This is a genomic window from Snodgrassella sp. B3837 (genome assembly GCF_026535955.1).
Lineage (GTDB): Bacteria > Pseudomonadota > Gammaproteobacteria > Burkholderiales > Neisseriaceae > Snodgrassella > Snodgrassella alvi_E.
In genome coordinates this window covers 512262-524189 of sequence record NZ_JAFNPI010000006.1, presented here as the reverse complement: position 1 = coordinate 524189, position 11928 = coordinate 512262, and the positions used below count along the sequence as shown (strand labels likewise).

The window sequence follows — 11928 nt, the reverse complement described above, 5'->3', positions numbered from 1 at the left end:
TTCAGAATTTACTGATCGATACCGGCCAGTAATATGTATTTGATTTCAAGGTAATCTTCAATGCCGTATTTGGACCCTTCACGTCCAAGGCCAGATTGTTTGACGCCACCAAATGGAGCAGCTTCATTCGATAACAGGCCGGTATTGATGGCTACCATGCCATAATCCAGATTTTCGCTGACACGTACGATACGGCCGATGTCTCGACTGTAAAAATAGCTGGCCAATCCGAATTCTGTATCGTTTGCCCAGCTGACCACATCTTCTTCGCTGTCGAAGCGAAATACCGGTGCCAACGGGCCGAAAGTTTCTTCACGTGCCACTTTCATTTCCTGTGTCACATTTTTCAGCAGGGTGGGCTGAAAGAAGAGTTCGCCGTGATGGTCTGCAGTACCTCCGGTTACAATTTCTGCACCTTTGCTTACTGCGTCAGCAATGTGTTCTTGAACCTTGTTTACAGCACTGGCGTCAATCAAGGGGCCGACAGTAACATCTTGTTCTAGTCCATTGCCGATTTTCAGTTTAGCGATGGCCTGAGCCAGTTTGCTGACAAACTCATCGTAAACTGCGCTTTGTACGTATAAGCGGTTGGCACAGACACAAGTCTGGCCGGCATTTCGGAATTTGGAAATCATTGCGCCTTCAACGGCGGCATCGATATCGGCGTCGTTAAATACGATAAATGGTGCATTGCCGCCCAGCTCCATGGAAACTTTTTTCACGGTGCCGGCACATTGCGCAATTAGTTTGCGGCCTACTTCGGTAGAACCGGTGAAGCTGAATTTTTTCACCCGTTCGTCTTCGGTAAGTACTTTGCCAATTTCACTTGAGCTGCCAGTGATAACATTCACTACGCCGGCTGGAATGCCAGCACGTTGAGCTAGTTCGGCAATAGCCAGTGCAGAGAGCGGGGTTTGTGATGCAGGACGGATAACAAAAGTACACCCAGCAGCCAGCGCCGGCGCAATTTTGCGCGTAATCATGGCATTGGGAAAGTTCCACGGGGTAATCGCGGCACACACACCTATCGGCTGCTTGAGTACCATAATGCGTTTGTCGTTGGATGTTGCTGGTATGGTGTCGCCGTAAATGCGTTTGGCTTCTTCGGCATACCATTCTAGATAAGATGCACCATAGGCAATTTCACCTTTGGCTTCGGCTAAAGGTTTGCCTTGTTCTGAGGTCAGGATAATGCCTAAATCCTCCTGATGCTGCATCATCAGCTCAAACCAGCAGCGCAGCAGATTACTGCGTTCTTTGGCTGATTTGGCCTGCCATGGTTTCAAGGCAGCCTGTGCCGCGGCGACGGCACGTTCTGCTTCTGCGGCACCCATGCGTGGTACATCGGCCAGATTGTGTCCGTTGGCTGGATTGATAACTGAAATAACAGCGCTGTTATCAGCATTTACCCATTGGCCATTTATCAGACATTGGGTTTTTAAAAGTGCAGGATCATGCAGTTGCATAATTTTTTTTCCAAATTAACTGTATCAGACATTACAGGCTGCCAAATATGCGGTGAGCACCGGCAGCTTGCTGAGTAGTTATTATTGAGCCTGACGCACGGCTGCTTCAAGTATGTTTAGTGCCTCATCAAATACATTGTCTTCAATGGTGAGCGGGTACAGGCAGCGGATGACGTTATAGTACTGGCCGCAAGTGAGAATCATTAGTCCATTTTCAAGTGATAATTGCTGAACTTTTTTGGTCATTTCGGCATTCGGTTCGGACGTGCCTGCTTTCACTAGTTCCAGTGCAACCATGGAGCCGGGGCCGCGTACTTCGGCAATTTCTGGTATCGTTTGTTTCAGACTGTTGAAGCGTTCCTTTAAACGGTTGCCCAGCACTGTGGCGCGTTCACACAATTTTTCGGTTTCAATCACATCGATCACAGCATCAGCCGCAGCCAGACCCAGCGGGCTGCCTGCATAGGTACCACCCAGACCACCGACTACCGGTGCGTTCATAATAACTTCTTTGCCTACTACGCCGGATAAGGGAAATCCACCGGCCAGAGATTTGGCAATAGTCATTAAATCGGGTTCAACACCTGTCCATTCTGTGGCGAACAGCTTGCCGCTACGTGCAAAACCAGATTGGATTTCATCAAAAATCAGCACAATGCCGTGTTCATCTGCCAGCTGTCGTAAAGCGCGCAGGAATTCATTTGGGGTAACATTGAAGCCTCCTTCACCTTGTACTACTTCGATGATGATAGCTGCAACGTCGCTGGCAGCCAGATGGCATTTAAAAATATTATGCAGACCATGAAGGGCATCCTCTATGCTCACGCCATGTAAAGCGTTGGGATAGGGCGCATGAACGATGTCGGCTGGAAATGGCCCAAAATCAACTTTATAAGGGGCAATTTTACCGGTTAAAGCCATGGTTAGATTGGTACGGCCATGAAAAGCACCATTGAAAGCAATGACGCCGCGCCGTTTGGTATAGGCTCGAGCAATTTTGATGGCGTTTTCTACTGCTTCGGCACCGGAAGTAACAAACATTGTACGTTTATCGCCGGAGATGGGAGCACGTGCATTGATTTTTTCGGCGACTTTGGCATACAGCTCATACGGCACGGTATTAAAGCAGGTATGAGAAAATTTCTGCAACTGGTCGGCCACAGCCTGTTGAACTTTAGGGTGTAGGTGACCGGTATTGAGTACGCCGATGCCACCGGCAAAATCAATATAACGTTTGCCTTCAGGTGTCCAAAATTCGGCATTTTTAGCGTGATCAATATAAAAGTCACACATAAAGCCGACGCCACGCGGGGCGGCAGCCAGCTGGCGCTGACGCACGTTGCTTGTTTGATTCATAAAATTCTCTCCAGAAAAATGTAGACCGGCCTGAGCTGGTGTTTTCGCATACTGAATGTATGGTAATGCGATGTAACTATGTCATTAACTGACTGTATTTATTCAACCAAAAAAGATTTGGATTTTTCTGTTAAGTTACGGGATTAAATTTGCACTGTCAATGCAACCGAAAGATGCATGTGCAAAAATTATGGTTTTAAATGCTGAATGAGTGGAATTATATAATTTTATCTGTATTAATGTTGGTAATTAGTATTGCAAACTAATTTGATATGGTTATTTAATTGCTTAATTTATGCATATATTCTTTTTTGGTGGGCGCTCGCCATACAGAAATCTGAGTTTAGGTATATGCTGTAAAAAAAGCTGAACCGTTTAGTTCAGCCTGAAAGATGGCCAGAAATGGCTCAGGATGTGTGAATCAATTTTTTAAGTGTTTGGTTTTTTTATGTACCGGATTGGTAATTATTAGACTGAAAATCAGGGAAACCGATACCATGATTAAAGCAAGAATATAAATTAAATGATGGCCAAAATTGGCTGAAGCGGTGCCTTGCAACATACCGGCCAGAATGATGCTGCACGAAATACAGTTATTAAATAGTGTTGAAGCTACTCCCGTCCGCCCTGGCAGCAGGTCCTGAAAATAAATCAGTCCAATACTGGCTACAATACCGATAAACAGGCCATTGAATAGTTGTAGCGCAATCAGTATCCATTCTTTCTGACTGATAATCATGCCTATATAGAAAATGATGCCACATATTACGGCAAAGCAAATTAGGTTTTTATTTCCAAAACGCGGTACCAGCATGCTAGCCACCAGCATGGCCGGAATTTCAATGGCTGCGGCTACGCCCATCAAATGTCCGGGCAGGGATGGGGCGGATGGCAAAATCTGGTTCAGATACAGCGGCATGTCAATTAAATACATCATATTGGCTGTGCCCATGCAGATTGAAGCGATAAATAAAAACATTACGTTGCGGTTGCGAAATATTTTTTCTTTTGGTTCTGAAGATTTGCTGGCTGGAGCAGAACGTCTGATAGCAGGAAAAAACATAAAAATAATTAGGAGAGCAACCAAGAACATAGCCGCTGCACTCAGATACATGGCGGTAAAACCATATTTAACTGCCAATGTAAAGGATAAGGGCGGTCCGATAACCCATGCTAATGATAACTGTGCGCGGAGAATGCCGTTGAATACCACGACATTACGTCCGGTATGGTCGGTATATTCGCGTGCTGAAGCAAAAATCTGCGGCATTGCAGCTGACGTGAATGCGGAAAAAAAGATACCCACAGAGATAAGCAATAGGTAGTGGCGTGAAAAGGCGAAGGTAATACAGTTGCCGATGCCCATCAGACAACAGAATAAAATAATATTGCGGCGGATACCTTTATTATCTGAATACTGCGCCAGAAGAAAACTCACAACAATACCAGCAATGGCATTGACTGAATAAAATAGGCCGATCTGATAGGGGTTAGCTTGCACTTCTTTCGCCAGATAACGGCTGAGAGTGGGTGCCTGTAGCGCACCGGCAATACCAATAATGAATGCGGCCACCAGAAAAGAACCAAGAATAATATAGGCCTTTTGTTTTAAACTATTTTTTTCTTCCACGCTTAATTTATCTATACTGAAATAAAAGTGTTATATCACATATCGGCTGATACATTGTAAAAGCTGGTACCCAAAGGCTGTTTAATATGTAAAGCGCGATCAGAGAAATTGTTAATAAATAAATTAAATAGTGAATATAAATGCTTGATAAACAATATTTCAAATAGGATGCAGGTAATAGTGGAAATACATGAAAATGAAAATTGAGGATTTTATTTGTTAATCAAAAAAATTTTTTAATTAATAATGTTATTAAGATAAAAACAAAAATAATATTTTTTTGAGTATATCGGGATATGCAGCATAACAAGTTGGTTTCGACAGATTATCCTGCATTATGGTAGAACCGGTTAAATCAGCTGTTGCTCTTCTAACAGATTTTCAATTTTTTCTTTACTCCAATGATTGCTAGCAGCGAGAGTCAGAATGGCTACAGCGGTTTCCAGATTGCATTTACCGCCATTAATCACGCCAGCAGCGCGCAGTTCATGTCCTTGGGCATAAACTGCGGAGGCGTTGCCTTGCAAAACTTGGCTGATATTTAATACCGGTATGGATTGTTGACTGATGCGGCGAATGGCTGCCAGAAAGCTTGCATCAGTTGGTGTATTGCCATTGCCGTAGCTTTGCAGTACCACTCCGTCCGGCGCGTTTTGATTTAGGCTGGCGCTAATCATGTCTAGATTGGCTCCCGGTGTAAGGGTAAAACAATGGATTCGAACGGTGTTGCTAATGAGGTAGCTTGCTGGTGCAGTAGAGGGGGGTGTGGCTGGAAGGTTAGTGTTAAACCAACCTTCGGTAGCCGACCATTGTGCCAGTGTGCCAAATTGTGGGTTGGCAAAAGCCTCCGGCTGCTCGGTACTGATTTTTACACTGCCAACTGCTGGCCAGAGCTGGCCGTTGAATGCGATAGCGGTCTGATTAAAATCGCGCAAGCTAAACGCGGCCAATGCTGTGCGCAGATTCAGTGGGGCATCGCTGTTATCAGCTGCTAGTGGCAGCATGGCGCCAGTCAAGATAAGAGGAATACCTAGCTGAGGCCTTGCCAGTGCGATGATATTGGCAGTATAAGCCATGGTGTCCGTACCATGCAGAATCAGCAAGCCATCATAATCTGTGGCTTTGCTGTCTATCCATTCTAAACAATGTTGCCAGTTGCTCAAGGTAATGGCCGACGAATCAATCAAGGGGTCGCTGATAAACCAGTCACAATGCACTTCTTTACTAAATTCCTGAAAAATGGGGGCGGCCAGACGCGGCAGATCGTTTGCCGGCGCTAGTCCGGCAGGAGTGGACTGCATGCCGATGGTGCCGCCAGTGTAGTAAACAGCCAGATGTTTCGGTGTTGTCATAAAGATTCCGCCTTTCCAAAGCTTATGGGTAGCAATCGCAAGCATAGCATGAACGGGTTTTGTTCAGGCTGGCTTACGCGTACAATAGCGGTTTTTCTGCGTCTGAAATGGTTATCATGATACGTACTCGTTTTGCTCCCAGTCCTACCGGTTTTCTACATATTGGCGGTGTGCGCACGGCTTTGTTTTCATGGGCATTTGCGCGTAAACATCAGGGTAAATTTGTATTACGCATTGAAGACACTGATTTGGAACGCTCTACCTCTGAATCGGTGCAGGCAATTTTGGATGGGATGCACTGGGTAGGTCTGGACTATGATGAAGGCCCGTTTTATCAGACGCAGCGTTTTGACCGCTATGCTGAAGTATTGCGTGAGCTACTGGCTTCTGGCCATGCCTATTATGACTACACCAGCCGTGAAGAGCTGGAAGCGATGCGGCAGGAAGCAGAAGCACGTGGCGAACATTTCTGGTACGACCGGCGCTGGCGTCCGGACGAGGGTAAAACTCTACCTGCAATACCAGAGGGTGTGCAGCCGGTAGTGCGTTTTAAAATGCCGCTGACTGGTGAAACGGCATGGGATGATTTGGTCAAAGGCCATATTGCTATAGCCAATCAAGATTTAGATGACCTGATTATTGCCCGCGCCGATGGTACCCCTACCTATAATTTCTGTGTGGTGGTAGATGATTATGATATGGGGATTACGCAGGTTATCCGTGGTGATGATCACGTTAATAACACCCCGAAACAGATTAATATTCTGCGTGCTATGGGAGCCACGCTGCCACAGTATGCACATCTGCCAATGATTTTGAATGAAAAAGGCGCCAAAATGAGTAAGCGCCGTGATGCAGTTAGTGTGGTGGATTATGATAAACAGGGTATTCTGCCAGAAGCTCTGTTGAATTATCTGGCACGCTTGGGCTGGGGGCATGGTGATGACGAATTTTTCACGATGGCTCAGTTTGTGCAATGGTTTGATTTAAAGGATGTCAGCCCTTCTGCCAGCCGTTTCGACCATGAAAAGCTGCTGTGGCTGAATGCTCAGCACATCAAAGCCAGTGATGATACACGTCTGGCTGAACTGGTACGCCCACGATTAGAACAGCAGGGCATTGCGGTGACTGGACAGCCGGCTTTGACCGATGTAATAGCTTTGGTAAAGGAACGAGCACAGGATTTGAATCAGCTAGCCTCAGAATGTAGCTATTTTTATGTTAAAGCCACACCGAGCGAAAAAGAAGTGGCCAAACACTGGGATATGGATGCACCGTTACGAATGCAGCGTTTTGCCGCTGAGCTGGAAAAGCTACCACAGTGGGATGCGGAAAGTATACATGCCTTGTTTGCGCCATTCTGTGAAGCAGAAAATATTAAAATGGGTAAATTGGGTATGCCATTGCGGCTGGCAGTCTGTGGTACAGGCAAAACGCCGTCGATTGATCAGGTATTGGCTTTACTGGGGCGGGATGAAGTATTACACCGCCTGCATCAGAATTGAGTCTGATTTGCATTTGCACAGGCTGTCGGGATTGTGATTGATTTGCTTAAGGCAGATTACGCAGTGATGACAGCCTGTGTTTTTTATTTTGTTCCTATTCAAATTGATGTTTGCTTGTGTAAACACATTAATGTTTATTGCAGTGTATTGTGTGTTTATGCTGGCGGTTAGCGAGCCTTATGCAGTATCAATGCTGCCTGTAAGTTGTCGCTATGCTCCGGCTGTGGCAAAATCGGCGCCGATTTTGGATAAATGTAAATGAATACAAAAGCTGATTTATCTCAACGCATTGTTGTTGGAATGTCTGGTGGTGTGGATTCATCGGTGACTGCCTTGCTGCTCAAACAGGGCGGTTATGATGTGCGCGGTGTTTTCATGCAAAACTGGGAAGACGATAACGATGACGCGTATTGCTCCATCAAGCAGGACTCACTTGACGCTGTTACAGTGGCCGATGTGATTGGTATGGATATAGACATTGTCAATTTTGCCAGCGAGTATAAAGATAATGTCTTTGCCTACTTTCTACAGGAATATCAGGCAGGGCGCACACCAAATCCGGATGTGCTATGCAATGCGGAAATTAAATTCAAATGTTTTCTGGACCATGCTCTGGCCGGTGGTGCTGATGTAATTGCTACTGGTCATTATGCCCGCAAAGAGGTGCGCGATGGTGTGCATTATCTGCTTAAAGGGCTCGACCAAAACAAAGACCAGAGCTATTTTCTATATCGTCTCCAGCCTTATCAGCTGCAACGAGCATTATTTCCGTTAGGTGAACTTGAAAAAACTGAAGTACGCCGTTTAGCGGAGCAGGCACAGTTGCCTACAGCAGCAAAAAAAGACAGCACAGGTATCTGTTTTATCGGAGAACGGCCGTTTAGGCAGTTTTTACAACGATATTTACCTACCAATCCGGGTGCAATGGTCACACCGGAAGGAAATGTTGTAGGTGAACATGAAGGTCTGATGTATTACACTTTGGGTCAGCGTAAAGGGCTAGGCATCGGTGGTGATGGCGAACCATGGTTTGTGGCTGGAAAAAATCTGAAAAGAAATGAACTTTTAGTGGTACAGGGGCATGACCATCCGCTTCTATTCAGCCGTAGCCTGATTATGCATGATTTAAGTTTCACAACGCCTGAGCAGCCGGCTGAAGGTCGCTACGGAGTGAAAACGCGTTACCGCATGCCGGATGCTTCTGCTACTTTGCGCTATCTTGATAATGGCAGTGCCGAGCTTGTATTTGATGAGCCGCAATGGGCTGTGACGCCAGGCCAGTCAGCTGTCCTGTATGCTGGCGAAATGTGTTTGGGTGGTGGTATTATCAGCGATACCGATAGCCACAGTATTAATAATAATTAATTTAATTTCAACCGATTGCCTATAATCGGGCAATCATCTTGCTAGCAATGATGCAGTCGTACTGATTTGATGTTTTCTTTACAGTCTGTTTTGACTGATGTTCCCTTACTTCACATTAAATCAGGCGCATTGTTGCAAAGGAAAAAAGATAATGGAAAAAATCTGGTTACAAAGTTATCAGGAAGGGGTGCGCGCAGAAGTGGATGTTCGTGCTTATTCGTCGATTATTGACGTGCTGCACACCAGTGTGAAGAAGTTCGGACCGCAGCCGAGTTTTTCTAATATGGGTACCACTCTGACGTATACGCAGACTGCGACTTTGGTGAATCAGTTTACTTCTTATTTGCAGAATGTGCTTAAGCTGCAAAAGGGTGAGCGCGTGGCAATTATGATGCCGAATGTGTTGCAGTATCCAGTGGCCGTGTTCGGGGTATTGCAGGCTGGCGGTGTAGTCGTAAATGTCAATCCTCTGTATACTCCGCGTGAACTGGCGCATCAGCTAATTGATTCAGGTGCGACGGCCATTATTGTGCTGGAAAATTTTGCACATACGGTGGAAAAAGTGCTGGAGCAGACATCACTAAAACAGGTGATTGTCGCCAGTATGGGAGATATGTTGGGCTGGCTGAAGGGCACGCTGGTGAATTTCATGCTGCGCAAAATCAAAAAAATGGTGAAACCATTTCATATTCCGCAATCCATTACTTTTCCGCAAGCGCTGGCATTGGGTAAAAAGCAGCGCTTTACACCAGTGCCGCTTGGGCTGGAGGATTTGGCCTTATTGCAGTATACGGGTGGAACAACTGGTATATCCAAAGGTGCAATGCTGACTCATGGAAATATTGTTGCCAATATGCAGCAAGCATCAGAGTGGATTAAGGCCAATCTGGTACCGGGGCAGGAAGTGGTAGTAACACCGCTTCCGCTTTATCATATTTTTTCGCTCACTGTGAATATCATGATATTTGCCAATGCTGGCTCCAAAAATATTCTGATTACCAATCCGCGTGATATCAATGCGCTGGTTAAAGTACTCCAAAGTAATCGTGTCACCGTGATGAGTGGGGTAAATACGCTATTTAATGCTCTGATTCATAATGAAAAATTCAAAAAAATTGATTTTTCATCATGGAAGCTTGTTTTGGGTGGCGGGATGGCGACGCAGAAAAATGTGGCGCAGGAATGGAAAGCGATTACAGGGGTGCCAATCATCGATGCCTATGGTCTGACTGAGGCCAGCCCAGGCGTGTGTGCCAATCCGTTGAATAATCCTGAATACACGGGTACAGCCGGTTTACCAGTATCCAATACCGATATTGAAATTCGAGATGATAACGGTAAAGTGCTGGGCATAGGTGAAGTAGGAGAGTTGTGGGTACAGGGACCACAGGTAATGAAGGGCTACTGGAACCGCCCTGAGGAAACGGCCAAAGTATTGGATAGCCGTGGCTTTGTCGCCACCGGTGATATGGCAGAAATCGATGCCAAGGGTTATGTACGTTTGGTTGACCGTAAAAAAGACATGATTTTGGTATCGGGATTTAATGTTTATCCGAATGAAATTGAAGAAATAGTAGCTGCTATGCCAGAGGTATTGGAAGCAGCCTGTATCGGTGTGCCAAATGAGAAAACAGGTGAGGCGATAAAATTATTTGTGGTTAAGCGTGACCCTGCACTGACACGTGAGCAAATTATTGCATACTGTCGCCAGAATCTGACGGGATATAAAGTACCGAAGGACATCGAATTTTGTGAAGAATTGCCTAAATCAGCGGTAGGCAAAATTTTGCGTAAGGATTTGCGTACTGAAAAATAATGGTTTTGCAGATTAATAGCGGTTGCTGCTATGGTGCGGCAACCGCTTTTGTATTTATAGACTGGTAGGTAGCTGATACTAAAAAGCTACTGTTGCTAATTTTCTCACTCTTATGGCTTAGAAACAGCAGCTATGGACAGTATTAAGCGATTATTATCAGAAAAAGTCTGTTAAAGATGCAAATTGTTTGGAAGAAAATAAACGCTACTTAGCATGAGGTGCAGGCCAATTCCTGATTTATCAGGCTGGCTGACGGGGTAAATTCATCGCTAAAACATTTTGTCTTTGATTTTCTCGAAATTCCGTGAGTTTCTGAGCTAGCTGGGGATTGTTGTTTGCCAGCATTGCAATGGCAAATAAGGCTGCATTGGCTGCACCGGCCTCGCCGATGGCAAAGGTGGCTACCGGTACCCCTTTGGGCATTTGTACAATAGACATCAAGGAATCCTCGCCATGCAGATATTTGCTTGGAATCGGTACACCCAGTACAGGCAGCGTGGTTTTCGCAGCTACCATGCCGGGCAAATGCGCCGCACCACCGGCACCAGCAATAATGGCTTTGAGTCCTCTGGAGCGTGCATTTTCGGCATATTCAAACATTAAATCTGGGGTGCGGTGTGCAGAAACAACTTTTATTTCATAAGGAATGCTGAATTGTTGTAAAAACTGTTCTGCTTGCTGCATTACCGGATAATCGCTGTTGCTGCCCATGATGATGCCGATTTGAGGAGTATTCATGTTTTGCTCTTATTCTGTTTGTAAATTATTTTTTCAGTTGATGCTTGGCTTTATTTGCTGCATTACTAGTGGGATAGTTGCTGATAATGCGTTGATAGGTGGTACGGGCAATATCCTGCTGCTGTAAATGTGTCTGGCATTGTGCCACCTGATATAGGGCATTGGGCGTTTGGCTATTTTGTGGAAACAAATTGCTGAAGCGTTTGCCGATATTGATGACCGATTCGCAATTATTTAGACGCATATGGCTTTGTAGTAGCAGCCACATGCGCTCCTGTGCCAGCTTGCTGCCATTGCTGCCGCTATCTGCATTTTTTAAAAGTCTGATACTCTGAGCATATAGTCCGGCGTTGTAGAGGCGGCGGGCTTCATCGGTAGTATCGCTATTGCCAGTATTTTTTATTGGATTCACCCGAGCTGGCTGAATATGTACATTCAGATAACGCGATAGAGTTGATTGTTGCTGGCGTAAATCATTTAATTGATTTTGTAGGGTGGTTACCTGACTTTGCAGACTCATTATCTGGGTTTTCATTTGGCTCAATTGGTCTGCTGTCTGAAGGGTATACGGTGCAGGCGCCTCTGAGTTAGTTGTATTTTCAGGGGCAGAGGAGGTACTCATGGTACTGCATGAGCTGATGGTCATCATAGCCAGTGCAGCCAGCAATAGATGACGATGATTAAATAAGAACATTTGGTG

Annotated in this window: 9 protein-coding genes; 3 read left to right on the top strand and 6 right to left on the bottom strand. The window is 45.4% G+C overall.

Going from position 1 to position 11928, the window contains the following annotated elements; all coding sequences use genetic code 11:
- Positions 1 to 8: 8 nt before the first annotated feature.
- The 4 genes from J3U67_RS03325 to J3U67_RS03310 all read right to left on the bottom strand — a co-directional run bounded on the left by J3U67_RS03325 (position 9) and on the right by J3U67_RS03310 (position 5804).
- Positions 9 to 1466, bottom strand: a complete 1458-nt coding sequence (locus tag J3U67_RS03325; protein WP_267403756.1) for an NAD-dependent succinate-semialdehyde dehydrogenase — start codon at positions 1464 to 1466, stop codon at positions 9 to 11.
- Between the two features lie 81 nt (positions 1467 to 1547).
- Positions 1548 to 2822: a 4-aminobutyrate--2-oxoglutarate transaminase gene (gabT, locus tag J3U67_RS03320; protein ID WP_267403754.1), complete on the bottom strand. Its 1275-nt coding sequence runs from the start codon at positions 2820 to 2822 to the stop codon at positions 1548 to 1550.
- Positions 2823 to 3243: 421 nt separating this feature from the next.
- Positions 3244 to 4452 (bottom strand): sugar efflux transporter, encoded by a 1209-nt coding sequence (locus tag J3U67_RS03315; protein ID WP_267403752.1) that lies wholly within the window; start codon positions 4450 to 4452, stop codon positions 3244 to 3246.
- Positions 4453 to 4802: 350 nt separating this feature from the next.
- Entirely contained in the window at positions 4803 to 5804 is a 1002-nt protein-coding gene (locus tag J3U67_RS03310) for an asparaginase (RefSeq protein WP_267403750.1), read from the bottom strand.
- Positions 5805 to 5917: 113 nt separating this feature from the next.
- Between J3U67_RS03310 and gltX the strand changes: the two genes are divergently transcribed.
- The 3 genes from gltX to J3U67_RS03295 all read left to right on the top strand — a co-directional run bounded on the left by gltX (position 5918) and on the right by J3U67_RS03295 (position 10490).
- Positions 5918 to 7309, top strand: coding sequence for a glutamate--tRNA ligase (gene gltX / locus J3U67_RS03305; protein WP_267403805.1), 1392 nt, complete (start codon positions 5918 to 5920; stop codon positions 7307 to 7309).
- Positions 7310 to 7567: 258 nt separating this feature from the next.
- Positions 7568 to 8674: a tRNA 2-thiouridine(34) synthase MnmA gene (gene mnmA, locus J3U67_RS03300; protein WP_267403748.1), complete on the top strand. Its 1107-nt coding sequence runs from the start codon at positions 7568 to 7570 to the stop codon at positions 8672 to 8674.
- A 151-nt stretch (positions 8675 to 8825) separates the two neighbouring features.
- Complete coding sequence (locus tag J3U67_RS03295) at positions 8826 to 10490, top strand: AMP-binding protein (protein ID WP_267403746.1); 1665 nt, start codon at positions 8826 to 8828, stop codon at positions 10488 to 10490.
- 240 nt (positions 10491 to 10730) lie between these two features.
- Here J3U67_RS03295 and purE read toward each other — a convergent pair whose 3' ends face one another.
- A complete protein-coding gene (purE, locus tag J3U67_RS03290) occupies positions 10731 to 11228 on the bottom strand; it encodes a 5-(carboxyamino)imidazole ribonucleotide mutase (protein ID WP_267403744.1) in 498 nt (165 codons plus the stop codon).
- Positions 11229 to 11253: 25 nt separating this feature from the next.
- Positions 11254 to 11922 (bottom strand): tetratricopeptide repeat protein, encoded by a 669-nt coding sequence (locus tag J3U67_RS03285; RefSeq protein ID WP_267390035.1) that lies wholly within the window; start codon positions 11920 to 11922, stop codon positions 11254 to 11256.
- Positions 11923 to 11928 lie beyond the last annotated feature (6 nt).